At 59.9% G+C, this 26,526-nt stretch carries 27 protein-coding genes; 6 read left to right on the plus strand and 21 right to left on the minus strand.

What is annotated here, in order from left to right; genetic code table 11:
- Nucleotides 1-28: 28 nt before the first annotated feature.
- Together TRL7639_RS18855 and TRL7639_RS18860 are read left to right on the plus strand one after the other, a co-directional pair.
- Nucleotides 29-1,561 (plus strand): ATP-dependent DNA helicase, encoded by a 1,533-nt coding sequence (locus tag TRL7639_RS18855; RefSeq protein ID WP_085797430.1) that lies wholly within the window; start codon nucleotides 29-31, stop codon nucleotides 1,559-1,561.
- A complete protein-coding gene (locus TRL7639_RS18860; protein ID WP_085797431.1) occupies nucleotides 1,558-2,286 on the plus strand; it encodes an SDR family oxidoreductase in 729 nt (242 codons plus the stop codon). The genes TRL7639_RS18855 and TRL7639_RS18860 overlap by 4 nt, the downstream gene beginning before the upstream one ends.
- A 21-nt stretch (nucleotides 2,287-2,307) precedes the next feature.
- On the opposite strand, the gene TRL7639_RS18865 is transcribed toward TRL7639_RS18860, so the two are convergent.
- The 14 genes from TRL7639_RS18865 to trpS all read right to left on the minus strand — a co-directional run bounded on the left by TRL7639_RS18865 (nucleotide 2,308) and on the right by trpS (nucleotide 14,283).
- Nucleotides 2,308-3,069 (minus strand): TIGR02186 family protein, encoded by a 762-nt coding sequence (locus TRL7639_RS18865; RefSeq protein WP_085797432.1) that lies wholly within the window; start codon nucleotides 3,067-3,069, stop codon nucleotides 2,308-2,310.
- 3 nt (nucleotides 3,070-3,072) lie between these two features.
- Nucleotides 3,073-3,996, minus strand: coding sequence for a sulfite exporter TauE/SafE family protein (locus tag TRL7639_RS18870; RefSeq protein ID WP_085797433.1), 924 nt, complete (start codon nucleotides 3,994-3,996; stop codon nucleotides 3,073-3,075).
- Between the two features lie 91 nt (nucleotides 3,997-4,087).
- A complete protein-coding gene (locus TRL7639_RS18875) occupies nucleotides 4,088-5,095 on the minus strand; it encodes an ABC transporter permease (RefSeq protein WP_085797434.1) in 1,008 nt (335 codons plus the stop codon).
- Entirely contained in the window at nucleotides 5,095-6,189 is a 1,095-nt protein-coding gene (locus TRL7639_RS18880) for an ABC transporter permease (protein ID WP_085797435.1), read from the minus strand. The genes TRL7639_RS18875 and TRL7639_RS18880 overlap by 1 nt, the downstream gene beginning before the upstream one ends.
- A gap of 1 nt (nucleotide 6,190) precedes the next feature.
- Entirely contained in the window at nucleotides 6,191-7,720 is a 1,530-nt protein-coding gene (locus TRL7639_RS18885) for an ABC transporter ATP-binding protein (RefSeq protein WP_085797436.1), read from the minus strand.
- Between the two features lie 115 nt (nucleotides 7,721-7,835).
- Nucleotides 7,836-8,834, minus strand: coding sequence for a BMP family lipoprotein (locus TRL7639_RS18890; RefSeq protein ID WP_085797437.1), 999 nt, complete (start codon nucleotides 8,832-8,834; stop codon nucleotides 7,836-7,838).
- A gap of 154 nt (nucleotides 8,835-8,988) precedes the next feature.
- On the minus strand, nucleotides 8,989-9,387 hold the full coding sequence (locus TRL7639_RS18895; protein WP_085797618.1) for a GNAT family N-acetyltransferase: 399 nt from the start codon (nucleotides 9,385-9,387) through the stop codon (nucleotides 8,989-8,991).
- 23 nt (nucleotides 9,388-9,410) lie between these two features.
- On the minus strand, nucleotides 9,411-9,995 hold the full coding sequence (tsaB, locus tag TRL7639_RS18900) for a tRNA (adenosine(37)-N6)-threonylcarbamoyltransferase complex dimerization subunit type 1 TsaB (RefSeq protein WP_085797438.1): 585 nt from the start codon (nucleotides 9,993-9,995) through the stop codon (nucleotides 9,411-9,413).
- Nucleotides 9,992-10,459, minus strand: coding sequence for a GFA family protein (locus TRL7639_RS18905; RefSeq protein ID WP_235820456.1), 468 nt, complete (start codon nucleotides 10,457-10,459; stop codon nucleotides 9,992-9,994). The genes tsaB and TRL7639_RS18905 overlap by 4 nt, the downstream gene beginning before the upstream one ends.
- A 3-nt stretch (nucleotides 10,460-10,462) precedes the next feature.
- Nucleotides 10,463-11,026: a NifU family protein gene (locus tag TRL7639_RS18910; protein ID WP_085797439.1), complete on the minus strand. Its 564-nt coding sequence runs from the start codon at nucleotides 11,024-11,026 to the stop codon at nucleotides 10,463-10,465.
- Between the two features lie 69 nt (nucleotides 11,027-11,095).
- The gene (locus TRL7639_RS18915; RefSeq protein ID WP_085797440.1) at nucleotides 11,096-11,689 is read right to left on the minus strand and encodes a 2-hydroxychromene-2-carboxylate isomerase; all 594 of its coding nucleotides are present in this window, start codon (nucleotides 11,687-11,689) and stop codon (nucleotides 11,096-11,098) included.
- 9 nt (nucleotides 11,690-11,698) lie between these two features.
- Nucleotides 11,699-12,154, minus strand: a complete 456-nt coding sequence (locus TRL7639_RS18920) for a universal stress protein (RefSeq protein ID WP_085797441.1) — start codon at nucleotides 12,152-12,154, stop codon at nucleotides 11,699-11,701.
- An 81-nt stretch (nucleotides 12,155-12,235) separates the two neighbouring features.
- Nucleotides 12,236-13,099 (minus strand): branched-chain amino acid aminotransferase, encoded by an 864-nt coding sequence (locus TRL7639_RS18925; protein WP_085797442.1) that lies wholly within the window; start codon nucleotides 13,097-13,099, stop codon nucleotides 12,236-12,238.
- A 152-nt stretch (nucleotides 13,100-13,251) separates the two neighbouring features.
- A complete protein-coding gene (gene trpS, locus TRL7639_RS18930) occupies nucleotides 13,252-14,283 on the minus strand; it encodes a tryptophan--tRNA ligase (protein WP_085797443.1) in 1,032 nt (343 codons plus the stop codon).
- A 91-nt stretch (nucleotides 14,284-14,374) separates the two neighbouring features.
- On the opposite strand from trpS, the gene TRL7639_RS18935 reads away from it, so the two are divergent.
- Nucleotides 14,375-15,061 (plus strand): rhomboid family intramembrane serine protease, encoded by a 687-nt coding sequence (locus tag TRL7639_RS18935; protein ID WP_085797444.1) that lies wholly within the window; start codon nucleotides 14,375-14,377, stop codon nucleotides 15,059-15,061.
- A 3-nt stretch (nucleotides 15,062-15,064) separates the two neighbouring features.
- On the opposite strand, the gene murJ is transcribed toward TRL7639_RS18935, so the two are convergent.
- The 3 genes from murJ to TRL7639_RS18950 are packed head-to-tail and all read right to left on the minus strand — an operon-like array spanning nucleotide 15,065 to nucleotide 20,566.
- On the minus strand, nucleotides 15,065-16,606 hold the full coding sequence (gene murJ / locus TRL7639_RS18940) for a murein biosynthesis integral membrane protein MurJ (RefSeq protein ID WP_085797445.1): 1,542 nt from the start codon (nucleotides 16,604-16,606) through the stop codon (nucleotides 15,065-15,067).
- On the minus strand, nucleotides 16,603-19,371 hold the full coding sequence (locus TRL7639_RS18945; protein ID WP_442345764.1) for a [protein-PII] uridylyltransferase: 2,769 nt from the start codon (nucleotides 19,369-19,371) through the stop codon (nucleotides 16,603-16,605). Before TRL7639_RS18945 ends, murJ begins: the two co-directional genes overlap by 4 nt.
- 19 nt (nucleotides 19,372-19,390) lie before the next feature.
- On the minus strand, nucleotides 19,391-20,566 hold the full coding sequence (locus tag TRL7639_RS18950) for a penicillin-binding protein activator (RefSeq protein ID WP_085797447.1): 1,176 nt from the start codon (nucleotides 20,564-20,566) through the stop codon (nucleotides 19,391-19,393).
- 87 nt (nucleotides 20,567-20,653) lie between these two features.
- On the opposite strand from TRL7639_RS18950, the gene rsmI reads away from it, so the two are divergent.
- From rsmI to gshB, 3 genes are all read left to right on the plus strand, one after another.
- Entirely contained in the window at nucleotides 20,654-21,511 is an 858-nt protein-coding gene (rsmI, locus tag TRL7639_RS18955; protein ID WP_085797448.1) for a 16S rRNA (cytidine(1402)-2'-O)-methyltransferase, read from the plus strand.
- A 1-nt stretch (nucleotide 21,512) separates the two neighbouring features.
- On the plus strand, nucleotides 21,513-21,884 hold the full coding sequence (locus TRL7639_RS18960; protein ID WP_085797449.1) for a YraN family protein: 372 nt from the start codon (nucleotides 21,513-21,515) through the stop codon (nucleotides 21,882-21,884).
- Between the two features lie 62 nt (nucleotides 21,885-21,946).
- On the plus strand, nucleotides 21,947-22,885 hold the full coding sequence (gene gshB, locus TRL7639_RS18965; protein WP_085797450.1) for a glutathione synthase: 939 nt from the start codon (nucleotides 21,947-21,949) through the stop codon (nucleotides 22,883-22,885).
- Here gshB and TRL7639_RS18970 read toward each other — a convergent pair.
- From TRL7639_RS18970 to cobU, 4 genes are read right to left on the minus strand one after another with little or no spacing between them, the layout of a single operon-like run.
- Nucleotides 22,876-24,390, minus strand: coding sequence for a YifB family Mg chelatase-like AAA ATPase (locus TRL7639_RS18970; RefSeq protein ID WP_085797451.1), 1,515 nt, complete (start codon nucleotides 24,388-24,390; stop codon nucleotides 22,876-22,878). The two genes, gshB and TRL7639_RS18970, sit on opposite strands and share 10 nt — an antisense overlap.
- A gap of 58 nt (nucleotides 24,391-24,448) precedes the next feature.
- The gene (locus TRL7639_RS18975; RefSeq protein ID WP_085797452.1) at nucleotides 24,449-25,324 is read right to left on the minus strand and encodes a glutathione S-transferase; all 876 of its coding nucleotides are present in this window, start codon (nucleotides 25,322-25,324) and stop codon (nucleotides 24,449-24,451) included.
- A gap of 60 nt (nucleotides 25,325-25,384) precedes the next feature.
- Nucleotides 25,385-25,969 (minus strand): histidine phosphatase family protein, encoded by a 585-nt coding sequence (locus tag TRL7639_RS18980; protein ID WP_085797453.1) that lies wholly within the window; start codon nucleotides 25,967-25,969, stop codon nucleotides 25,385-25,387.
- Nucleotides 25,966-26,487 carry a bifunctional adenosylcobinamide kinase/adenosylcobinamide-phosphate guanylyltransferase gene (gene cobU, locus TRL7639_RS18985; RefSeq protein WP_085797454.1) on the minus strand — a complete coding sequence of 174 codons (522 nt, stop codon included), beginning with the start codon at nucleotides 26,485-26,487 and terminating at the stop codon, nucleotides 25,966-25,968. The genes TRL7639_RS18980 and cobU overlap by 4 nt, the downstream gene beginning before the upstream one ends.
- Nucleotides 26,488-26,526 lie beyond the last annotated feature (39 nt).

Below are 26,526 nucleotides of genomic sequence, written 5' to 3' on the forward strand. Positions count from 1 at the left end.
GCCTGAGGCCTGTCTATAGGGTCGCGATATGACTCAAGCCCCCGTTGTTTTCTCCGAAGATCAAGCTGCTGCATTTGATGCCGTAACTGACCTGCTGCGCAGTTCAGGTGTCGACCTTGAAGACGAAGCTTTGTTGAAGCCACCTGCGGGGGGCGAGGCCGGGGTGATGGCCGTAATCGGAAAGGCGGGATCGGGAAAGACCCTGCTTTTGTCCGAACTGTACAAGGCGCTTGAGACTGCGGGTGTTCAGGTGGTGTCGGGCGACTACGAAGGGCGCAAGAACCGTGACAAGCGCACGCTGGCGATCCTGGCCCCAACGAACAAGGCCGCCAGTGTCCTGCGCCTGCGTGGCGTGCCCGCAACAACCATCCACCGCATTCTATACACGCCTGTCTATGATCCCGAATACGAACGCATTGCCGAATGGCTGGCCGGAAACGGTGAAAAGCCCGAGGTTGAGGGGCTGACAGACGAGGCACTGGCGCGCGCGGCCGCCTTCTATGAAAAGAACAAGTCGATACCTGGCGCCTTGGCCGCCGCAGGCCTGCGGGGGTCGGATTTCATCACCGGATGGAAACGGCGGGACGAGCCGCTCGATATCGGATTTGTCGATGAGGCCTCGATGCTGGACGACCGGCAATTCGAGGATCTAAAAGAGATCTTTCCTACCCTACTTCTATTTGGCGATCCGGCCCAATTGGCCCCAGTCAACCAATCAGGCGCGATGGTCTTTGATGGCCTGTCCGAACCGCGCAAGCTTGAGCTGCAGCGCATCCACCGACAAGAGGCCGACAACCCGATCCTTGATCTGGCCCATGCCCTGGCTGATCCCCAGCTTGAGTTCCATGATTTCGAGCGGATGATCGAAGACACCGCCAAACGCGATGAACGAGTCGTGTGGGGACAACGAGTCGAAGTTGATCTGATGGCGCGTAGTCCCGTCCTGGTTTGGCGCAATGCCACCCGAATACGTCTGATCAATGCGTTCCGCACGGTCCATGGCGCGCCCGAAGAAGAGTTGCTGGAAGGAGAGCCGCTCATCTGCGACGGACTGGAACTGCCGCTGAAGCATCGTAAAAAGCGCCTAGATCTTGAAGCGCGCGGCCTGATCAAAGGCGCTCAGGTGATCTATCTGGGGCCGGGCCGCAAGGCGGGGTTTTCTCGTCTTCACGTGATGGGGGCCGAAGACCCGCAGGTCAGCGCGGCATCTATTGTCAAGATCGAGATACCGGACGAAGAAGAGCCCTTTATTCCGTTCGCCGCGAGAATGGGGGCCACGTTCTTGCACGGGGCAGCGGTGACCATACACAAAGCACAAGGCTCGCAATGGGACACGGTCCAAGTCTTTGCCCCTGACATCTATGTGGCCGCCCGAATGGGCCGGGTCGAGGCGGGACAGCCCCTGTGGAAACGGCTGGCCTATGTGGCGATCACACGGGCGCAGGAGCGGTTGATCTGGGTGGTGCGCAATCGCTTGTCCAAACCGACATATCCGCTGCGCGTTGACGACCTGCGTGCCAAACCCGCAGCGGCCCTGACCTTGGAGGCAGAGAGCACATGAGTAGTATCATTGTGACCGGAGCAAGCTCCGGGATCGGACGGGCAACGGCAGAGCTTTTCTTGGAGCACGGCTGGACTGTCGGTTTGTTGGCCCGTCGAGAGGGCGCCTTGACCGAGGTGGCGGGCGACAATCCCAAAGCGATCTCTTTGGCGGCGGATGTGACAGACCCCAAAGCGGTGCAAACTGCGTTTGACGCTTTCGTTGGCCGAGTTGGTCGTTTGGACGTACTGTTCAACAATGCGGGCGTTTTCGCGCCTGGCGGAACGATAGACGAGATCGCGTTGGATGATTGGTATCAAACCGTCAACGTGAACTTGAACGGAATGTTCCTGGCTGCCCGTGCTGCCTTTTCAGCGATGCGGAACCAAGATCCGCAAGGTGGTCGGATCATCAACAATGGCTCGATCGCGGCGCATGTCCCTCGGCCGAACTCGGCTCACTACACGGCAACGAAACATGCGATCACGGGGCTTACCCGGAGCCTGTCTCTGGATGGCCGGGACCTGGGGATCGCCTGTGGTCAGATTGACATCGGAAATGCCAGAACTGCGATGGTGCAGGGCTTGAATGATAGGGCAGCAGCCGAAGGACGAGACCCCGATCCCACCATGGCTGTCGAAGATGCAGCGAAATCGGTTATGCATATGGCCGAGCTGCCGCTCGAAGCGAATGTACAGTTCATGACGGTGATGGCCACCACCATGCCCTATATCGGACGCGGCTGACGACGTCAGCCGCGTCATGGTTTATCCGGCGCGGAAGATGCGGAAGACAGCAGATGCGCCCCAACCTGCAGCGATGGCAATGGCCAGAGACATCAGACCATACCAGACGGGTTGTTCGCGCGACATGTTGAACAGGAAGCGTTCCAGCCCAACTTTCTGAACCGCGATCGAGGTCTCGTAGTCGCCAACAATCTGTCCGTCGCGCGTTAGGAAGATGCGCGTGGCATAGTCGCCTTCGGTCAGATCAGCGGGCATATCGATCGACGTGCGAAACAGCGTCTGCTGATCCAGAGCGACCTGACCTTCGAGTGTCTGATACAAACCTTGGCTTTGCTTGATGCGAATGACGGCATCGGTGAAGCTTTCGGCATCAGTGATATTCGCAGGTGCCCCGACCGAGCGGATGGCGTTGTCGATGGTGATCTTCTGGCGCAGGTCTTCTGTGTTGGACAGCACCTGATCAATCGGTCCGGTCGTTGCCACGGCATAGAAGCTGGGGGCCGCGTCAACTTCGACCGCATCGGTGTTCACCCAGATCCCGAATACGTTTTCCTTGCGGCGCACAACGACGGGTTCGGACGGACCAGCGACTGTAATGACCACCTCAAGCGGCGAAGATTGATCGATGGGCGCTTCGCGTTTGACAGCGCCAAAGATCAGAATTTCCGAGCCGTCAAAGCTGGTGGTGATGGCGACGTTGTCTTTGCTCAGCCCCAGCACAACCTCTTCGGCAGAAGCCAGTGTCGGGATCAGGAACAGCAGAGTCAGAAAGATGCGGAACATGGCTTAGTGACCTCCGGCTGCGCCGAGCGAGTAAAGCTCGGTGGGTTGCAGAAGCAGATCCAGCGCCAGCTTGCCGCAGACCACAAGAACCATCAGAGCCAGCAGCACGCGCAGCTGTTCGGCCTTCATCTTGACGCCGATCCTTGTGCCAATCTGGGCGCCGATCACGCCGCCGACGAGCAGCAGAACCGCCAGAACCACGTCCACGGTATAGTTCGTGGTGGCGTGCAGCATGGTGGTAAATCCGGTCACAAAGATGATCTGAAACAGCGACGTCCCAACAACCACCTTGGTCGGCATTCCCAGCAGATAGATCATCGCAGGCACCATGATAAAGCCACCGCCAACACCCATGATGGCCGACAGGATACCGACGAAGACACCGACGATCAGCGGTGGAATGACCGAGATATACAGGCCCGAAGTGCGAAAGCGCATTTTCATCGGAAGCGCGTGAACCCATGTGCGCTGACGGCGTTTTGCAGGAGCACCTCCAGCGGCACCGCGCGCCTTGCGGATCGCGTTCAGGCTCTCGACAAACATCAGGCTGCCGATGATGCCAAGGAAGACGACGTAGCAGAGTTTGACCAGCAGATCGACCTGGCCGAGGCTTTTGAGGTAGTTGAAGACCACCACACCAAGGGCGGCCCCGGTAAGGCCCCCGACCAAAAGCACCGTTCCCATTTTCAAGTCCACGGTCTTTCGTCGGAAATGCGCAAGTACGCCCGAGAAAGACGAGGCAACGATCTGGTTGGCCTCGGTGGCAACCGCAACAGCGGGCGGAATACCGATAAAGAACAACAATGGCGTCATCAGGAACCCGCCGCCGACACCAAACATGCCCGACAGGATTCCGACCATGCCGCCAAGGCCCAACAAAAGAAAGGCGTTAACGGACACTTCGGCTATGGGAAGGTAAATCTGCATGAATACTGTTAGACTGCGGCAAGGGGCGAAATCAACCGCCCATGCTGCTTTGCAGAAATCAGGACTGATTTGCCGCAGCCAACTGGACCTATCAGCGTTCCTTTACATAGGGTTCGCCGCCCGCGCGCGGCGGAATGGCCTTGCCGACAAAGCCGGCCAGGATCACCACGGTCAGGATATAGGGCAGGGCATCCATCACCTGCACGGGAATCACCACGCCGCCCAGGTCGATATTCTGGAACCTCAGCGCAATGGCTTGGAGCAGACCAAAAAGCAGACAAGCCCACATTGCCTGCCACGGACGCCATTTGGCAAAGATCAGCGCCGCCAGGGCGATGAACCCGCGTCCAGCCGTCATGTCCTTGACGAAACCCGCCTGTAGCGCCGTGGCCAGATACGCTCCAGCAATGCCACACAGAACACCGCAGATGGCGACAGCCGCATATCGCAGTCCCACTACGGAAACACCGGCTGTGTCCACAGCGGCAGGGTTTTCACCCACGGCCCGTAGGCGCAGGCCAAAGCGGGTCCGATAAAGAACCCACCATGTTGCGGGGACCATCAGGAAGGCCAGGTACACGAGCAAAGAGTGCCCTGATAGAAACTCAGAGTAAACTTGATGAACCGGAGGCGCTGCGGCAATGAGTTCGGATACCGGCTTTTCAGCAAGCTCCGCATCAGTTGGGCCGATAGCAAATGGCCATTCCAAGCCTTCGAAGCGAGCTTCATTCTTTAGGGATGGGGTGCGTCCACCTTGCTTGAACCAGCTTTGTGCAATTAGAACTGATAGTCCTGCCGCCAGAAAGTTGATTGCAACACCGGAAATCAACTGATTGCCCCGGAACGTGATCGAAGCCAGGCCATGCAGTCCGCTCAACACCAGTGACGCGGCGATACCGGCCAGCAGACCCAGCCAAACAGATCCACTTACCGCCGCAACAGCCGCCGAAAAGAAGGCGGCCATCAACATCTTGCCCTCAAGCCCGATGTCAAAAATGCCCGCGCGTTCGGAATAGAGCCCCGCCAGACAGGCCAGCAGCAACGGTGTGGCCAAGCGAACCGTCGAATCGAGAACTTGGATGATCGTCAGGAAATCCATCACGCTTTGCCTTTCCGCAGGGCCAGGAAGAGTTTCTCAAGCGGCATACGCACCATGTTGTCCAGTGCTCCGGTGAACAGGATCACCAAGGCCTGGATTACCACGATCAATTCGCGCGGGATCGACGTCCACAGAGCCAGTTCTGCGCCCCCTTGATACAGGAACCCAAACAGGATCGCGGCCAGGAACACACCAAACGGATGGCTGCGCCCCATCAGGGCCACGGCGATACCGATAAATCCCGCGCCCTCGGTCGAGTTCAGAACCAGCCGCTCTGCTTCGCCCATGACGTTGTTGGTGGCCATCAGCCCCGCCAAGGCACCCGAAATCAGCATGGCGATCATGGTGATCTTGACCGGTGAGATGCCAGCATACAGCGCGCCGGTTTCCGAATGGCCGTAGGCGCGGATCTCATAGCCCAGCTTGGTGCGCCAGATCAGTGCCCAGACGATGAAACACGCCAGAACGGCGACCAGAAGCGAGACGTTGGCTGGTGCCGCCTTGGAAAAGCTGATGCCGATGGGGGCCAGCAGCTCGTGCAACGTGGGCAAGTGGACCGCTTCAGGGAAACGAGCCGAGGCAGGGTCCATCGACCCTTCGGGGCGCATCACGTTGACCAGCATGTAGTTGAGCACCGCAGCGGCGATGAAGTTGAACATAATGGTGGTGATCACGATGTGGCTGCCGCGCTTGGCTTGCAGATAGGCTGGGATCGCAGCCCAGGCCGCGCCAAAGATCATCGCGCCGGCACAAGCGGCGAGCAACGCCAATGACCAATGTGGCCATGGCACATAAAGGCAAACCATGGCCACACCAAGCCCGCCCAGCATCGCCTGACCTTCGCCGCCGATGTTGAACATGCGTGCATGGAACGCCACGGCCACCGCCAGCCCGGTGAACATGAAGTTGGTGGCATAATAGAGCGTATAGCCCCAGCCATAGGTCGAACCGAGCGCGCCGGTGACCATCAGGTTCACCGCTTCAACCGGGTCTTCACCGATGGCCAAAATCACCAGGGCCGACAGGATTGCGGCCAGGATCAGGCTGATGACGGGAATAAGGACCACGTCGGCCCATTTGGGCATCTTGTCCATCTTATGCGGCCTTTCCATCAACGCCTGCCATCAGCAGGCCCAGTTCTTTTTCGTCCGTTTCATGGGGCAGGCGTTCGCCCATGATGTGGCCGTCGAACATGACGGCGATGCGGTCGGATAGGGAAAAGATCTCTTCCAGCTCCACCGACACCAGCAGAACCGCCTTGCCCTTATCGCGCAGGGCAACGATCTGCTGGTGAATGAATTCAATCGCGCCGATGTCGACGCCACGGGTCGGTTGACCAACCAGTAGCAGGTCGGGGTTCTGTTCAATCTCGCGGGCGACCACGATCTTTTGCTGGTTTCCGCCCGAGAAGTTCTTGGCCGCAAGCCAGCCGTCCGGCGGGCGCACATCAAACTTTTCGATCTTGCGCTCGGTGTCGGCGCGCAAGGCGGCATTGTTCATGAAAATCCCGTTCTGATAGGCCGGGTCGTGGTGATAGCCAAAGGCCACGTTTTCCCACGCGTGAAAGTCCATGATCAGACCCTCGCGTTGCCGGTCTTCGGGGACATGGGCGATGTGCTGTGCCCGACGGGTGCGCGCATCCGACCCCGGACCACTGAGCGCCAGTGGCTCGCCGTTCAACCGAATGCTGCCGGTGCCCGGACGCATGCCGCCCAGAACCTCAAGCAGTTCGGACTGCCCGTTTCCAGCAACGCCCGCAATGCCAAGAATTTCACCCGCGCGGACCTGTAGGTTGATGCCTTTCACCCGCTCGACACCTTTTTCGTCGGTGACATGCAGGTTCTCGATCTCCAGAATCGGTTTGCCGACTTGTGCAGGCACCTTGTCCACCTGCAGCAGAACCTTGCGGCCCACCATCAGCTCGGCCAGATGCTGCGGGTTGGTCTCGGATGTCTTGACCGTTGCCGTCATCTGCCCGCGCCGCATGACGCTGACGGTATCGGTCGCCTCCATGATTTCGCGCAGTTTGTGCGTGATCAGGATGATGGTTTTACCCTCATCCTTGAGGCGGTGCAGGATGCGAAACAGCTGATCGGCTTCGGCGGGTGTCAGCACGCCGGTGGGTTCGTCCAGGATCAGGATATCCGCCTGACGATAAAGCGCCTTCAGGATCTCGACCCGTTGCTGCATGCCGACGCCGATCTCTTCGATCACGGCGTCGGGGTCCACGTTCAGCTCATACTCGGCTGCCAACTCCTCGAGCGTTTTCCGCGCCTTGGCCAGCGACGGCTTGAGCAGTCCGCCATCTTCGGCACCCAGGATGATATTTTCCAGAACGGTAAAGTTCTCGACCAGTTTGAAGTGCTGGAACACCATGCCGATGCCTGCTGCGATGGCGGCTTGGCTGTCCGGGATCTCGGTCTTTGCACCGTTGATCCAGATCTCGCCTTTGTCGGCTTTGTAGAATCCGTAAAGGATACTCATCAGCGTGGATTTGCCCGCACCGTTTTCACCGATGATCCCATGGATCGTACCGGGGGCGACGCTGATAGAGATGTCCTTGTTTGCCTGGACGGGGCCAAAGGATTTGGAAATCCCTTTTAGCTCGATGGCTGGGACGGTCATGATTTAACCTCGATGGCCGAAGAGGGGCGCGAACGGAATGGCGATCTGTCGCCATAGGCGCGCGGGGGAGGTGAAAGGCGGGCCGGTGGTGTCACCGGCCCACGCGGATAAGCGATTAGAAGCTTACAGCAGGGCAGCTGTCATTTTCGTAATAGCTGACAACTGTGGTCTTGCCGTCGATGATGTCCTGACGTGCAGTTTCAACTGCGCCCTTCATGTCATCGCTGACCAGCGAGGCGTTGTTGTCGTCCATTGCAACGCCGACGCCTTCTTCGGCCAGACCCATGGTGAAGACACCGGTTTCAACGTCCGCGCCTGCTTTCATCGCGTCATAAACGGCCACGTCCACGCGCTTGAGCATCGAGGTCAGGACCTTGCCGGGGTGCAGGTGGTTCTGGTTGCTGTCCACGCCGATCGACAGGATGCCTTCGTCGGCTGCGGTCTGCAGAACACCAACGCCGGTGCCACCAGCAGCAGCATAGATCACGTCAGCACCTTGCGCGATTTGCGCTTTGGTCAGCTCCGAGCCCTTGACCGGGTCGTTCCATGCGGTCGGGGTGGTTCCGGTCATGTTGGCCACGATGTTGACGTCGGGGTTCACAGCCTTGGCGCCTTGGGCATAACCGCAGCCAAAGTGACGGATCAGCGGGATATCCATGCCACCGATGAAGCCCACGGTGCCGGATTTCGAAGCCATCGCGGCCATCATACCAACCAGGTACGACCCTTCGTGCTCAGCAAAACCGATCTGACGCACGTTCGGGGCATCCAGCCAAGTGACGTCAACCGCAACGAACTTGGTGTCGGGGTAATCAGCCGCAACAGCGCTCAGCGGGTCGGCCATGGCAAAGCCCATGGTGATCACCGGGTTGGCGCCAGCTTCGGCAAAGCGCCGCAGGGCCTGCTCGCGCTGCGCTTCGGACTGCAGCTCGATTTCGCGGTACTTGCCGCCGGTCTCTTCGGCCCAACGAGACGCGCCGTTGTGGGCCGCTTCGTTAAAGGATTTGTCGAACTTGCCACCCAGGTCAAAGATCAGCGCGGGTTCGGCCAGAGCGGCCCCTGCGGTCAGCGCCAGCGAGGCTGCGGCTCCCATCAGCGATTTCATGAGGGTCATTTTGTACTCCCGTTGGTTTTTGTTTCGGACGCCCAGTCTGTGCCGGGGCCGTGCATTCGTTCAGAATTGCAATGATACCGGCAATTAAGGACGGAGCCAGCCCAAAGAATCAACCGCTTTTTGACCGGATGGTCCAAGAATCGCGGGGTTTCCGTTAGGGCAAGGCCCGTTGCATCACGATGGCGTCGATACTCTCCTTGGCGGAACGCTTGTAATAGCCGTGTCTGCGGCCGTGGGGCGCATATCCGCACTTGCGATAAAGCGCAATGGCCGGAGCGTTATCGGCCGCCACGTCAAGAAACGCACGTTCGGCGTTCTGGTGCATCGCTTGCTCATGCCAAGCCGTCATGACCATTGCTGCCAAACCCTGACGTTGGTGGCCGGGGTGGGTTGCGATGGTCAGCAACTCGGCCTCTCCGGCGATCAGCTGGATCAGGGCAAAACACCGTTTGTCGCCAATGGCAAAGGTGAATCGGTTGGACAGAAGATCGGAAAATTCTGTTTCACTCCAAGGACGTGACTGGGTGAACGCCGCCTTGTGGGTGACGGCCATTTGAGCTGGGGTCAGGGCGTTCGTCATTCGTCCAGCAGTACAGGCGGCACGTCGCGAGAGGGGGCTGCGTCAGCCGGTCTAAGGTAGAAAGGGGCGGGTGGCGTGTTCGCCTGAGCAAAGCGATCCGCTGCAATTCGGGCGATGGAAACGGCCGTTTCCGACCCGCTTGGTACGAGATACAGCTTGGCAGTTGCTTCCAGATCAGCCCGCGGCAAGAGTTCTGCCTCTTGCCCGTTGCGACGGACATAGACGTGATCGCGCGGGGCGGGAATCGTCGGCAAGGTGCCCTCTGGTGCGATAGCATCAAGGGATTCGAAACCGGTCACGCCGACAGCAGGCACTTTTAATCCCAGGGCCAAACCCCGTGCCGCCGAAACCGAAATGCGGATGCCGGTGAAATTCCCGGGGCCCGTACCCACTCCGATAGCCGTCAAGTCCTGCCACGTGGCCCCACCTTCGGCCAGGACCTCCTCCAGCAGTGGCATCAGGCGTTCTGCCTGCCCGCGCTTCATTTCTTCGCTTCGCGCTACAAGCACATCGCCATCCCGCAGTAAGGCCGCGGCGCAGAACGGCCCCGACGTATCAAACGCTAGAATGAGAGTGCTCATGATTCGGTGGGTCCTGTATCTGGGGCAGATTGGGCGTGCAGATAATCCCGCCCCGAGCCATTGTCACGCGGCAAACCATCGTCCAGGTGCAGCCAGTGGGGTGCATTATCCGCGTGACAGTGCAATGCCGGTTGCAGATCTTCGATCTGATCAATCACGCCAAGCGGTACGTAAATCTGGTCTGGCAGGTAATCGAACCACGCGGCCATGGCCGAGCCGCAGGTACGGCAGAACCAGCGTTTGATCCCGGGGTTGATCTCAACCGGATCTGGCCAAGTCGGCAGGATTTCAATGACTTCCGGCGCAAAGGCAGCAAAAGCCGCAACCGGCCCGCCTGTCACGCGGCGGCAGTCGCTGCAATGGCAGTAGGTAACGACCTGAGCAGGGGCAGGGGCCTGAATGCAAAGGGCGCCGCAATAGCAGCGCCCTGACAGTGTCTTGGGGTTATGCGTCAAGCTGGTCACGGGTCAGACCGCAACGGGGCGCACCTCGGTCACCTCGGGGATGTAGTGGCGCAGCAGGTTCTCGATGCCCATTTTCAGCGTCAAGGTTGACGAGGGGCAACCAGCGCAGGCGCCTTGCATATGCAGATAGACCACGCCGCGATCAAAGCCGTGGAACGTGATGTCGCCACCGTCTTGTGCCACCGCAGGGCGCACACGGCTGTCGAGCAGTTCCTTGATTTGGTCGACAACTTCGCCGTCTTCGCCGGTGTGTTCTGCGTGGCCCGAGGCCGCTTGGGCATCGTCTGCCATCACGGGCTGACCGGATTGATAATGCTCCATCACCGCACCCAGGATGGCGGGTTTGATATGATCCCATTCAACCGCGTCGTCTTTGGTGACGGTGACAAAGTCGTTGCCAAAGAACACACCGGTCACGCCGCTGACGGTAAAGATGCGCGCAGCGAGGGGGGATTTGGTGGCCGCTTCGGCCGAGGGGAAGTCTGCGGTGCCCATTTCGAGCACGGTCTGGCCGGGCAGGAATTTCAACGTCGCCGGGTTCGGCGTCGATTCGGTTTGAATGAACATGAGCAGCCTCCATGATGCGTGCATCTGATATGCGGTCATGGGCGCGGGAAGTCAATAATTGGAACCGTTCTAAATTGATGCGGCGTGCATTAGCGCTTCGTCCAATCGGTCATCGCCCCAAAAAAGCTCGTCCCCCGCGATAAAACTTGGGGCACCAAACAGGTCCAGCTTTTGCGCTTTGTCGGATTGAGCGCGCAACGCGGCTTTGGTCTCGGGGGCGCTTGCGTCCTGGATCAGGGTTGCTTGCAAACCAGCCGCGCACCAGCATTCGGCCAGAACCCCGGCGTCCGAAATGGGCAAGCCCCGCCCGAACTGCGCTGCATAAACAGCTCGAACAAAGGGCCCGATCCGACCCTGCTGCTTTGCCACCAGCGCCAACCGTGCTGCCATCAGCCCGTTTTGCGGAAAAGGATCGGGCCGCACAAACGGCAAATCGCGCGCCGCACATAGGCGCTCCATGTCACGCCACATATAGCGACCCTTGGCGGGATAGATGTTGAAGGGAGAGTTGTCCCAGCCCTGCGCCGCAAAGATCGGCCCAAGCAAAAAGGGCTGCCAGTCAACGGCAACCCCATGACGCGCGGCGGCATCTTCGATCCGCATGGCGCTGAGATAGGAATAGGTCGATGCGAATTCGAACCAGAATTGAATGCGCCCCGTCATAGCCCGCCCTCAGGTGATCGCTTCAAGTTTTTCCTTGCTCAGATCGCCGGGCACGATGGTGATCGGGATCGGCAGTGATCCGGACGACCGGCTGAGCTGTGACACCAGCGGGCCAGGCCCCTTTTTGTCGGTGCCTGCGCCCAGAACCAGAACGCCGATTTCGGAATCTTCCTGAACCTGCGCGATGATTTCGTTCACCGCTTCGCCTTCGCGAATGATCAACTCAGGCTCAACATGCTGCTTGTCGCGCATCCATTTGGCGAACACCTCGAAATGCGCGTGAATGCGTTCGCGGGCTTCTTCGCGCATCACCTCACCGACGCCGATCCAGTGGTTGAACTCGTCCGGCGGAATGATCGACAGAACGGCCACGCCGCCGCCGGTGTGCGACGCGCGCATCGCAGCAAAACGCATGGCATTCAGACATTCACGGCTGTCATCCAGGACGACAAGAAACTTACGCATGGGCAATTATCCTCTTTCACCGGATCATGCATTACGGGACGAGGGCTTGCAATAACAGGGTTTCTTATTCGGTCCAGAGGTTTACCCGGCTGACGCCGCCCAATCCCAATAAAGCGCACGTGCTTTGCGGGCGATAGGGCCAATCTGGAATTGCGTATCGTCCAGAGCCGTCACCGGCGTCACTTTGTTCATGTTGCCGGACATGAAAATCTCGTCCGCGTCATGGAAATCCTGGAACGACAGGACGGCCTCGTGAACCTTTACGCCATCGGCCTGCAGGTTCTTGATGTGACGTGCGCGCGTGATCCCGGCCAGAAAGGTGCCGTTGGCGATCGGCGTGAACACCTCGCCATCACGAACCATGAAAATGTTGGCGGTGGCGGTCTCGGCCACATTGCCCATGGCGTCGGCCACCAGCGCGTTGTTGAACCCTTTTGCGCGTGCCTCTTTCAGCATCCGGGCGTTGTTGGGATACAGGCATCCAGCCTTGGCATTGACGACGGCATCTTCCAGCACGGGGCGACGAAAGCGGGTCGTGGTCAGCGTGACCGAGGCCTCGGGCGCGGCCATCGGGATCTCTTCCAGGCATAGCGCGAAACCAGTCGAGTCGGGCTGCGGAACAATCGCGGTCGGGTCGCCGTCGATGCCCCAGTACATCGGGCGGATGTAGACGGCGGTGTCTTTGCCATAAGCCTTGAGCCCTTCGCGGGCGATCTCGACCATCTCCTCGGTCGAAACTGTGGGGGTCAGCATCAACGCTTCGGCTGAACGGTTGGTACGGGCGCAATGCGCGTCCAGATCCGGGGTCAGACCGTCAAAGAACCGGGCGCCGTCAAACACCCCTGACCCCAACCAGGCGCCATGGTCGGCCGCGCGCATGATCGGGACGTTGCCATCATGCCAGGTGCCTTCGAAATAGGTGCGGATGTTGGTGCCGGTTGCCATGATTGTCTCCCTCTCTCACTGTGAAACTTGGGTGAGAATGGGTCAGAAGTCCAGACCTGTGTGGGGGCTGCAATGCAATCGTGATAACGACAGGGCAAAAGAAAACCGGCCGACCTTTGAAAGTCGACCGGTGATTGTCAGCTGGCGTTGGATCAGATTTGTACAGGCGGGACCATGCCAACGATGTCATAGGTCTGGCGCAGGATCGGGGCCGTGATCTCTCTCGCGCGCTCGGCGCCACGGGTCAGGATGCGGTCAATCTCGTCCTGTTCGTTCATCAGACGCGCCATCTCGCTGGAAATCGGGGCCAGCTTGTCGACCGCCAATTCCGCCAGCATCGGCTTGAACTCGCCAAACTGCTTGCCGCCCACCTCGGTCAGCACCTGGTCCACCGATTGCTCGCTCAAGGCGGCATAGATGTTGACCAGGTTGCGCGCCTCGGGCCGCTCTTCCAGGCCTTTGGCTTCGGATGGCAGGGCATCAGGGTCAGTCTTGGCTTTACGGATCTTCTTGGCGATGGCGTCTGCGTCATCGGTCATGTTGATGCGGCTGGCATCTGACGGGTCGGATTTCGACATCTTCTTGGACCCATCACGCAGGGACATCACGCGCGTTGCCGCACCTTCGATCACCGGCTCGGCCATTGGGAAGAAATCGACGCCATAGTCGTGGTTGAACTTGGCTGCGATGTCGCGGGTTAGCTCGACGTGCTGTTTCTGGTCCTCGCCCACCGGCACATGGGTGGCGTGGTAGATCAGGATGTCGGCGGCCATCAGCGCAGGATAGGCAAACAACCCCAGCGACTGGTTCTGCGCGTTCTTGCCTGCCTTGTCCTTGAACTGGGTCATCCGCTGCATCCAGCCCATCCGGGCGACGCAGTTGAAGATCCACCCCAGCTGCGCGTGTTCGGGCACCTGGCTCTGGTTGATCAGGATCGATTTTTCCGGGTCGATACCGGAGGCGATGAACCCGGCGCAGAGCTCACGCGTGTTCTTGCGCAGCGTCTCGGGCTCCAGAAACTTGGCCGTGATCGCATGCAGGTCGACCATGCAATAGACGGTTTCGAACTCTTCACCTTGCATGTCCACAAAGCGTTTGATCGCACCCAGGTAGTTCCCCAGCGTCAAACCGCCCGAAGGCTGGATGCCGGAAAACACACGCGGCGTGAATTGGGTCTCGGACATGTCAGACAACTCCCGTCTGGAATAATAGGCCCATGTCGCTTACCCATGAGGCCAAAGGACGTCAACAGTCCCCCGTAAAGGAGGCCCGATCATGAGCAGCAATCCCAACCCCCAAGCGGTCAACCCGCTGCCACCCGTCGTGGTGGCACTGTGTCTGTTCATCATGGGGATCGAGTTGGCGTTCACCTTGGGGTCGCGGGGCATCGTCGGCGGACCCGAGGCGGTCGGGTGGCGGTTGAGCGCGATCCAGACCTATGCGTTTTCAGGCGAGATTTTCGCCTGGATGTGGGAGACCGGGCGTTGGCCCTTGGACCAGATGATGCGGTTCGTGACCTATCCGTTTGTGCATGGCTCGTTCACGCAGACCATTTTCGTGTGCGTCTTTGTGCTGGCCATGGGCAAGATGGTGGCCGAGGTGTTCGGCAGCGTTGCCATGCTGCTGATCTTTGTTCTGTCCGGGATCGGTGGTGCGCTGCTTTATGCCATCCTTCTGACCGAACCCTATCCGTTGGTCGGTGGGTTTCCCGCCGTGTATGGCCTGATCGGGGCGTTCACTTTTCTGCTTTGGGTCAACCTGTCACTGGTCGGGGAAAACCAAAGCCGGGCGTTTTCTCTGATCGCCATGCTGATGGGGATCCAGCTTGTGTTTGGCCTGATCTTTGGCGGGACAAAGGACTGGGTGGCTGATCTGGGCGGTTTTGCAACCGGGTTTGGACTGTCGTTCCTGTTCGTTCCGGGCGGGTGGGCGCGGATCCGACGTTTGTTGCAGCGCGACTAACGCTTAACCGCGCCGCAAGGATCGTTTGAACTCGGCCAGCCGAAAGGCGCCGATCAACTGACCCACACCAAAATAGACCGCAGCACCAAAGAGGACCAGACAGAGCAGCGCCAGATACCGCCAGCCTGGTGCTTGCAGGGGGGCTGCGAATGTCAAAGCCGCAAACCACAAAGCAATGCCCATAACGGCCGAAGCCACGATGATCCGCCAGGCGCGGGATTTGAAACGCGCGTCGAATCGGGCAACTGAACCATAGCCACGCGCCCCCCACATCAAGAGCCCGATCATCGCCCAAGCCGAAACCGTTGCCGCGATTGCCGGGGCAAGCCACCCCAACCATGGCTGCAATCCAAAAGCCAACGCCGCGTTCACGACCATGGCCACAACTGCATAACGGAAGGGCGACCGCGTATCCTCACGCGCGAAGTACAGCGGTTGCAGCAGCTTTTGCAGCACAAAGGCAGGCAGGCCAACGCCGTAGATCGAAACTGCAACGGCAATGGCTGCAACATCGTCAGACGTGGTTTGCCCGCGCTCATACAGGACCGAAACCAACGGAAGTGGCATCACCATGAACGCGACGGCCGAGGGCACCGTGAGCATCAGCGCAAACTCTCCGGCGCGGGAATAGGCATCGCGCGCGCCGGTATCATCTTGCGCGCGCAATCGGCGCGACAATTCAGGCAGCAGGACGATGCCGACGGCAATGCCCACAACGCCAAGCGGCAACTGGTACAGACGGTCCGCTACAAACAACCAACTCATGGCTTTTTCGGTACCCGAAGCCACGAATTGCCCAACCAGCAGGTTCACCTGCACCACGCCCGAAGCCAGGGCAGCCGGGATCGCGATCCGCACTAGGTTCGACATCTCCGGTCCCCATTTGGGCAGGCTGGGGCGCAAGGAGATCCCCGCGCGTTCGGTCGCAATCCACACCAGTGCCAATTGCGCCACCCCAGCGACGGGAATGGTCCAGATCAGCCAGGTGATGACTTCTCCGCCCAGGATGGCGCCAAGAATCATAGCGCTGCAGGTAAAGATGTTGAGCAGCACAGGCGCCGCAGCAGAGGCAGCAAACCGGCCTACCGAGTTCAGGACACCCGAAAACAGCGCCGCAAGTGCCATGAAAAAGATGTAGGGAAAAACGACATAGCCGTATCCAACGGCCAGATCGAACCGCTCGTCCCCATAGGTGCCATTCGCGGTCAACCAGACAAAGGCGGGCATCGCCACCATGCCTAGACCCACCAAGGCTAGAACCATCAGGCCAAGCACGTTCAGGGTTTGATTTGCAAAGCCTTCGGCATTTTCGCCGCCTTCGAACTTTTTCGAAAACATCGGCACAAAGGCCGCGTTGAACGCACCTTCGGCAAAGAAGCGGCGGAACATATTGGGTAGGCGAAAGGCCACCACAAAAGCGTCCATCACAGGCCCCGGACCGATCAGCGAGGTAAGCAGGATTTCCCGTAGAAAGCCCAGAACGCGGCTGGCCAGCGTCCAGAACCCCACCGTCAGAAAACCCGAGGTCAGACGTGACGCCTTCATGCGTTGGCCCGCTTTGCGCCTTCGGTGATTGCCTCGCGCAGCTTCTTTTCCAATGTGCGTTGTTTGCTTTCGGCGTGGTACTTCAGCCCAAACATGTCCTTGACATAGAACGTGTCGACCACCTGCTCGCCGTAGGTCGCAATGACCGCGTTGGCAATGTACACGTTGGTTCCGGCAAGCGCACGCGCCAGATCATAGAGCAGGCCGGGCCGGTCGCGGGTATCAACCTCGATGATCGTGTAGATCTCGGACCCTTCGTTGTCGAAGGTGATGTGTGTCGGAACGTTGAACGCCTTTTCGCGCTTTTTGATCTTGTCCCGGGACTTCAATGCGTCCCGTGCCACCACTTCGCCCTTGAGGGTCTTGTGGATCATCTGCGTCAGACGCGGCAGGCGATCGGTTTCATAAGGGCGCCCCTCGGCGTCCTGGATCCAGAACGCATCGGTGACATAGCCGTCTTTGGTCGTATAGCTGCGGGCATCCACAACGTTCGCCCCGACCAACGCCAAAGCCCCGGCAACCCGCGAGAAAATGCCCGGGTGATCCCACATCGCGAAACAAGCGCGGGTCGCGTCGCGATCTTCATCAGGGTGAAGCCGGATTTCGATGTCGCCGGGATCACCCGAAGCTTCAAGCGCGCGCAGCATGTCAGCAAACTCGACCTGTGTTTCTGTCTGCAGCCCTTGCCAATAGGGGTCATAATGGCGCGCCGTTTCCGCCTTGAGCTCTGCTTTGCTCCAATCCGCCAGAGCAGCGCGCAGAGCTTTCTTGGCCTCGGTTCCACGGTTCTCGCGGTTGAGGTCTTCCATCCCTGTCTCAAGCGCACGCTTGGTCTCGCTGTGCAGGGCGCGCAGCAGGGTGGCTTTCCAATTGTTCCAGGTATCAGGGCCGACGCCCCGAATGTCACACACGGTCAGAACCGTCAGCAGGTCGAGGCGTTTGACCGTCTGCACCGCCTTGGCAAAGTCCCTGACTGTGCGTGGGTCCGAGATGTCGCGTTTCTGCGCCATGTCCGACATCAGCAGGTGATACCGCACCAGCCATTCGACTGTCTCGCAGTCGGATTTGTTCAGCCCCAGACGCGGTGCGACCTTGCGGGTGATCCTGGCCCCCAGGATCGAGTGGTCCTCGGAGCGGCCCTTGCCAATGTCGTGCAGCAGCAGTGCCACATAAAGCACCTTGCGATTCACCCCCTCTTTGAGGATGCTCGAAGCCAGCGGCAGCTCTTCGACCAGCTCGCTTTTCTCGATCATCGCCAGGTTGGTGATGCACTGTATCGTATGCTCGTCCACCGTGTAGCTGTGATACATATTGAACTGCATCATCGCGACGATGGGCTCGAACTCGGGTATGAACGCCGACAGAACGCCAAGCTCGTTCATCCGACGCAGGGCGCGTTCCGGATTGCCGTGCTTGAGCATCAGATCGAGGAATATCCGCTGTGCTTCCTTGTCGCCGCGCATCTCGTCATCGATCAGCGCCAGGTTCGCCGTCACCAGACGCATGGCGTCAGGATGGATCAGCATGCCGGTGCGGAGCCCCTCGTCAAACAGCCGCAGCAAGTTCAGCTTGTCTGACAGAAACTTTTTCGGGTCAGCCACATCCAGCCGCCCATGCACAACCTTGTAGCCTGCCTTGACCTTGGGGCGACGACGGAAAATGCGCTCCAGCAATGGCTCGCTTTTCATATGTGCGGCTTCCAGTTTGGTCAGCAGAATGCGCGTGAGTTCTCCAACCCGGGTCGCCTCGCGGAAATACTTCTGCATAAAGACCTCGACCGCGCGACGTCCGGCGCGATCTTCGTATCCCATGCGCGCGGCCACCTCGACCTGCAGGTCAAAAGTCAGCTGTTCGGTGGCGCGGTTGGTCACCAGATGCAGGTGTGAGCGCACGGCCCACAGAAAGCTTTCGGCCTGAACAAATGTGTCAAACTCGTCCGGGGTGAACAGGCCCAGGGGCACCAGTTCTTCCACGTCTTGCACGCTGTAGAGGTATTTGGCGATCCAATAGAGCGATTGCAGATCGCGCAGGCCACCCTTGCCCTCTTTCACATTGGGCTCGACCATGTACCGCTCGCCCTGCTTGCGGTGGCGCAAGTCCCTTTCGGCCAGCTTTGCCTCGATGAACTCCTGGCCGGAACCTTTGAACAGCTCAGTCTTCAGGCGCTCGTCCAATTCTTTGGCCAAGGGGGCGTGACCGGCGAGGAACCGTTGTTCCAGCATCGCGGTGCGGATGGTGAAATCCTCGGCCCCAAGGCGCAGGCAGTCCTTGATGGTGCGGGAGGAGTGGCCGACTTTCAGGCGTAGATCCCACAGCATGTAGAGCATGGATTCAATCACGCTCTCGGCCCACGCGGTGATCTTGTAGGGCGTCAGGAACAGCAGATCGACGTCCGAAAATGGTGCCATCTCTCCGCGTCCATACCCCCCAACGGCCATCACGGCGATGCGTTCGCCTTGGGTCGGGTTGGCGAGCGGGTGCAGAATTTCGCTTGCAACATATAGCGTCGCACGCACCAAACCATCGGTCAGATAGGTATAGGACCGGGTCAGGGGGCGGGCGGCGAAGGGCGCTGTGGCAAAAGCCTCGGCTATTTTGGCGCGACCTGCCTTTTGCACGTCGCGCAGCACACCAACCACCTGATTGCGGATGGCAGCGTTGTCGGATGTATCGTCTACGATGGCATCAATGCGCTGACGGATGGTGTCAGCGTCAAAGATGTCATTTGGTTCGCAGATCAAAGTGCCCGCAGACTGGGGCACCAACGGGTTTGATGGGGTTAGTTCAGAAACCGGCACCGGAGAAGCTCTGTGGCGCAGGGTCGATCACGACAACCTGCTTGTCTTGAATTGTAGCGACCGAAAGGCCGCGCTCGTTGGTGCCATTGGGCAGCAAGCGGAAGATGCCGCTGACACCCTGGAAACCGGCGCTTTGTGTCAGGGCAGCCCCGGTCAACGCGTTCGAGTTGCCGGATCCAACCAAAGCACCAATTGCAGCGATTCCATCATAAGCCAGCCCACCGATGGGATGCGGGGCCCCGCCGTAAGCGGCTGAATAACGGGATTTGAAGTTCTGCGATTTGGCGGGATCGGGCAGGGCAAACCAACCGCCCTGAACACCGGGCAGTTCAAGCGTCTGCGTGGGAATGTCCCAGCGGGTCAGACCAATGTATTGGGTATCTACGTTTGACACGCCCGCTTCGGGTAGGAGTTGTGTAAACAGCGGCAGCGCGCCAGCAGTGGTTGCAGTGAAAAAGATCGACTGCGCGCCGCTGCCTTCGACCGTGGATTTGACTTGCGGGATCGCATTTATGACCCCCTGTTGCGACCGCTCATAAGCCACCGAGCCCCCCTGGCTGGCCGAGGTTGAGTTGATCGCATTGGTGATCGCCGTACGGCCCAATTGGCCGCCCTCGTCGTTGCTGTGTACAACAACGATGTTGCCCTTGCCGGTTGCGGCAGCATAGCTGGTCAGACGTTTGGCTGTGTTGTCAAAGGTCGGCCCCAGGACAAAGACATTGCCGCCCGCAATGTTGGTGTTGTTCGAGAAGGACAGAACATTGATGTTCTTGTTCAGAACCGCCAGACCCGCGGCGTTGGCGGCTTGCGCATAGACCGGCCCCAGGATGATCTTGGCCCCATCGCTGACGGCTTGCTGCGCAACGGCAGATGCCGTGCCCGCGTCGCCTGCGGTGTCATAGACGCGCAGGTCAATTTGAACATTCGATAGATCGCCAATGGCCAAACGCGCGGCGTTCTCCAGGCTCTGCGCCAGAACCGCATCCCCTGATTGAGCCGAGCCTTTGGGTACCAAAAGGGCCACTGGCACGGGTTTCGAGGTGTTGATCGACGGTCCGCCGCTGGTGATTCCACCGGGCTCACAGGCTGCCAATAATGCGGCGGTGGCCAGGCCAAGGATCGACAGGGTCACCTTGCGGGTCGACTTCAAAGCGGCAAACATCTAAATCAAAACTCCCTCATCCGGCCTTGTTCAGCCGAGTTATTCTACAAGCCGCGATAATAAACGTCAGAAAGGTCGGGTCCAGCGTTGAATCACCAAAAGGTCAGATTGCCCTCGGGGCTCTACTTTGTCGGCACACCGATTGGCACGGCTCGGGACATCACCTTGCGCGCGTTGGACGTGCTGGCCTCGGCGGACATGATCGCGGCCGAGGACACGCGGAGCCTGCGCCGGTTGATGGAAATCCACGGTGTGCCGATGGATGGGCGGTACATTCTTGCCTATCACGATCACAGCGGCGCGGGCGCACGGGCCAAGGTCCTGGCGGCGCTTGAGGCTGGGCAATCGGTTGCCTACGCGTCCGAGGCAGGCATGCCGTTGATCGCCGATCCCGGGTATGACCTGAGCCTTGCGGCGTCTGAGGCGGGGCACCTGGTGACTGCTGCACCGGGTGCAACGGCGGTGGTAACAGCTCTGACTTTGGCAGGGTTGCCGACGGATGCGTTTTTCTTTGCGGGTTTCTTGCCGAACGCCAAATCCGCGCGCTGCAACCGCTTGGAAGAGTTGCGCGAGATCCCTGGTACGTTGGCTTTTTACGAATCGCCCAAACGGGTCGCGGCCAGCCTGTCGGATATGGCGCTGGTATTGGGCGCTGAACGCCCGGCCGCCCTTTGTCGCGAATTGACAAAGAAGTTCGAAGAGGTGCGGCGCGGTACTTTGCAAGAACTGGCCGACTCGCTGGCTGATGCCCCTGTAAAGGGTGAGATCGTGGTGCTGGTGGACCGCGCCCGTTCAGGTCCTGTTAACGAAGAAGACGTAGAAACAGCGCTTAAACAGGCGCTGGAAAGCCATTCGGTAAAGGATGCGGCGGATCTGGTGTCGAAGATGTACGGGCTTCCGCGCAGGCCGCTTTATCAAAAGGCGCTGAAAATCGGGAAAGGGTGACATGTCCAATCGACAATCGCGTGGTGAGGCAGCCTACCACGGTGGGGTTGCGGCCGAAGCGATTGTTGCGCGCGCCTATGAGGCGCTTGGGCTGCAAGTTGCGGACACCCGCTGGCGTGGCGCCGCGGGAGAGATTGATCTAGTCCTGCGGGACCGGGACGCGGTTATCTTTGTCGAGGTCAAGAAAAGTCGTAGCTTTGCGCAGGCGGCGTTGCGTTTGGGTCCGCATCAGATGGAGCGGATCTACATGGCAGGGGCCGAATTTTTGGCGGGCGAGCCCAAAGGCCAGCTGACAGAAACGCGGTTCGATGTGGCATTGGTGGATATGCAGGGACGCGTTCAAATCCATGAGAACGCAATCGGTCTGGGGTAAAGGCCATTGAACCCGCCTCGTGTCTGAGCCATGTATCGGGCATCAGATACGAAGGACGCGCCATGAAAATCGCCTTTCAGATGGACCCGATCGGGAATGTGGACATCAACGCGGACAGCTCGTTCCGCCTTGCCGAAGAGGCGCAGGCGCGGGGCCATGAGCTGTTCTACTACAGCCCCGACCACCTGGCCTATCAAGAGGGGCGGATCACTGCGCGCGGTTATGACATGACCGTGCAGCGGGTCGCAGGCGACCCTGCCGTTCTGGGAGAGATGCGCGAGGTCGATCTGGCCGATTTCGATGTGGTCTGGCTGCGCCAGGACCCACCGTTTGACATGCATTACATCACCTCGACCCATCTGCTGGACCGGCTCAAGGGGCAGGCGCTGGTGGTCAATGATCCGTTCTGGGTGCGCAACTATCCTGAAAAGCTGTTGGTTCTGGATTTCCCCGACCTGACCCCACCCACCACGATTGCCCGCGATCTGGACACCATCAAGGCGTTCAAGGCCAAGCACGGCGACATCATCCTCAAGCCTTTGTATGGCAACGGCGGCGCGGGCGTGTTCCGTCTGGACGCCAACGACCGCAACCTGTCGTCGCTGCATGAGCTGTTCACCGGGTTCAGCCGCGAGCCGCTGATCGTGCAGAAATTCCTGCCCGACGTCAGCAATGGCGACAAGCGGGTGATCTTGGTGGATGGCGAGCCGGTTGGAGCGATCAACCGTGTCCCGGCGGCAGGTGAGACGCGCTCGAACATGCACGTCGGTGGACGGCCCGAAAAGATCGGCCTGACAGACCGTGACCTGGAAATCTGTGCCGCCATCGGGCCACTGTTGCGCAAAAAGGGTCAGATCTTTGTCGGCATCGACGTTATTGGCGACTATCTGACCGAGATCAACGTGACCTCACCCACCGGTATTCAAGAGCTGGAGCGGTTCGATGGCGTCAACATCGCCGAAAAGATCTGGCAAGCGATTGAGGCCAAGGTTCAAGCATAAGCCTTGGTTGTGATCCTAAAGCTCAATGCCTCGGCCACATGCGGTTTGCGCACGGTTTCGGCCCCTTCTAGATCGGCAATCGTGCGCGCCACCCGCAAGATGCGGTGATAGGCGCGCGCCGACAGGCCAAAGCGGTCGGCGGCTTTGAGCAGGATCTCTTTGCCCTCGGGATCTGGGGTCGCGATCTCTTCCAGCACCTTGCCTTCGGCATCGGCGTTTTGGGCGGCATCGGACGTGTCCTTGAACCGCTCGGTCTGTACCTGACGCGCCGCGGCCACGCGGGCGGCGACGGTTTCGGATGTATCGCCTGAAGGCGGCAGGTCGAGATCGGCAAAGCCCACTGGGGGTACCTCAATCCGCAGATCGAACCGGTCCATCAAGGGGCCAGAGATGCGCCCCAGGTAATCTTCGCCACAGACCGGCGCGCGGGAACAGGCGCGGGCGGGGTCTGTCATGTATCCGCATTTGCAAGGGTTGGCGGCGGCCACCAGCATGAATTTGCAGGGGTATTTCACATGCGCATTGGCACGGGCGACCATGACCTCCCCGGTCTCGATGGGCTGGCGCAGGGTTTCCAATACGGTGCGCGAGAACTCGGGGAACTCGTCCATGAAAAGCACTCCGTTGTGAGCCAGCGAAATCTCCCCCGGCTTTGCTCCTTTGCCGCCCCCCACGATGGCCGCCATGGAGGCGGTGTGATGGGGTTCGCGAAACGGGCGGGTGCGGGAAATGCCACCCTCGTCCAACAAACCGCTGAGCGAGTGGATCATCGAAGTGCTGAGCGCCTCCATCGCTGTGAGCGGCGGCAGGATGCCCGGGATGCGCGCTGCCAGCATGGATTTGCCCGATCCGGGCGTGCCGATCATGATCATGTGGTGGCGGCCGGCGGCGGCAATTTCCAGCGCACGTTTGGCGCGTTCCTGCCCCTTGACGTCGCGCAGGTCTTTGGAAAATGGATCGGTGTGAACCTCGCCGCGTGTCGCGGGCGAAAGCGGCGCCTGCCCGGTGTAGTGGCGCACCACGGCAGCCAATGTGTCCGCGCCGATCACCTGTGCCGCATCGACCCAGGCGGCCTCGGCGCTGGAGGCTTGCGGGCAGAGCAGCATGCGCTCGTCGGTGGCAGCCGCCATAGCGGCCGGCAGGGCTCCTACGACAGGAACCAGCGACCCGTCGAGGGACAATTCCCCCAAGGCGACGGTCTGTTCGGCGGTTTCGGTCGGGACAATCTCCAAGGCGGCCAGCAAAGACAGCGCAATAGGTAGATCGAAATGGCTCCCCTCCTTGGGCAGATCGGCGGGCGACAGGTTGATGGTGATCCGTTTCGATGGCAGCGCGATGGCCATCGAACTGAGCGCCGAGCGCACCCGATCGCGGGCCTCTGACACGGCCTTGTCAGGCAGGCCGACGATGGAAAAGGCAGGCAGGCCGGGGGTCACGGCGCATTGCACCTCGACCAGTCGGGCGTCAACGCCTTGGAAAGCAACAGTGTAAGCGCGGGCGACCATTTCAGTCCTGCTCATTGGTTAACAAGACATTGCTAGCGCCCGCGTGGTTTAGGAAAGGTTAACGCGCCCCGATCATTTCCACGAACGCGGGCCAGGCCTCGGGGTCGGCCACGGTTTTGTCCCGACAGAACGGGTTGCACAGGCCCCAGATCTGTCCGTCGAGCTCCAGGAAATCCTGCACTGGCTTGCCCGAGTAGGGGCAATTGTCATTAACGGATGGGCCAGAGTAGACGGCAACCGCTTTGCGATCCGTACCAACCGGCCAAGGCTGCGTCGGCAGGTCGACGGGATAGGGCCAGGGGTCATAGCTTTTGGTCATCCCCATCGCCCGCCATTGCCGCACCGAGGTATCCGACAGCAGTTCCAGACAATAGGCCCGGTTCGCGGCCGACACGGGCAAGCCATAACCGATAATCCGCGCCGCTACGGGGGTGTAAAAAACGTCCGCCAGAGAATAGGCCCCAAAGAGTGGCCCGGTTTCATCACCAGACACCGCGCGCGCATGCGCCCAAAGGGTTTCGATCCGCGCCAGATCGGTCAGAGTTTCAGGCGAGGGGGTGAACCCCTCGTAACACTGCAAGAGCTGCATTGGGCATTCACCCCGCAAGGAACTGAAACCTGCAACCATCTCGGCACAGAGCCACCGTGCCGCGGCACGGGCGGCGGGGTCCGAAGGCCAAAGACCCACGTTGGGGTTTTCCTCGGCCAGTGTCTCGGCCATGGCCAGGCTTTCTCCGACAACCGTCCCGGCTGGCGTGCGCAGTGTCGGGACCAGACGAGCCGGGGCCAGAGGGGTCATATCGGCTGCCATGGTTCCGGAATAAAGGCCGATCATGTGGGTCCGGTGGGGGATGCCGAATTTCTCGAGCATCAGCCACCCGCGCATGGACCAGCTGGAAAACAGCCGATCTCCGATGAAAAGGTCATAAGTCATACGCGCGAGGGTAAAACTCACCGAACCTATCGGTAAATTGGATTTTTGTGCGCCCTTACATCACGGAAGGTGATTGATCCGGTGGACGTCCCAGCCATCCGCGCGATGGGACAGCTCTGTCACCGACAGATTGTCGATCCGATGGCCAAAGGCCTCGTTGGCGTCCAGCCGCAGCGCGCGTTGAACTTGGGTCAGGATCACCCCGAAATGCGCCACGATGATCAGGTCACGGCCCCCATAGTCTGCAATCAGCGTGTCGACGGCGGTATCCACACGGGCGCAGACCTCGTTCCAGCTCTCGCCATTTGGGGGGCGCACATCGCCGGGTGTTTCCCAATAGGCGCGGATGCGGGCCGGGTCTTCGGCCTCGATCTCGGCAAAGCGCCGGAGTTCCCAATCGCCGAAGTTGATTTCGCGCAGATCAGCATGGTGCGGCAGACGCGTGCGACTGCCCTGGATCGCGCTTGCAGTGTCTGCAGCCCGCGAGAGGTCCGATGAAATCACCGTTGCTGGATGCGGCAGATGATCAGACAGGCGTGTGATGGCCGCGGTGTCGCTCAGATCAGCGGGCAAATCGGACCACCCCACCATGGATTTGGCATGGGTTGGCCCATGGCGGACCATATGAAGGCGGGTTGTGGTCATGGCAATTGTCCTTTCAGGACATGAGGTAGGCCGACCGTGACCGAGATCACGAGATCGGCTTGGGCGGCCAAGATGATATTGAGTCGCCCCTGCGCCTCGCGGAACTGGCGGGCCAGGGCGTTGCCCGGAACGATCCCTTGGCCAACCTCGTTTGAGACGACGACCACCCTGGCAGCGGTGCCCGAGATGGCGGCCAGCAATCGGTCTTGGGCCGCGTTCATGTCGCTTTCGGCCAGCAGATGATTGCTCAGCCACATGGTGGCGCAGTCGATCAGGCAGATGTCGTCTGCGGTCAACTCGGACAGGGTGTCTGCCAGCTCTAACGGGGCTTCAATTGTGCGCCAACCAGACCCGCGCTGCACAAGATGGCGGTCGATTTTGGCCTGCATTTCAGCATCAAATACTTGTGATGTGGCCAGGTAGATCCTGTTTTTTTCTGACGAAACAACGAGTTGCTCGGCATAGGCCGATTTGCCTGATGCGGCACCCCCAAAGATAAAGGTGAATTTTGGAAACAAGTTCTTACCTTAATTTTGATCCGCCTGACGTTTCCCTGC

Source organism: Falsiruegeria litorea R37 (assembly GCF_900172225.1).
GTDB lineage: Bacteria > Pseudomonadota > Alphaproteobacteria > Rhodobacterales > Rhodobacteraceae > Falsiruegeria > Falsiruegeria litorea.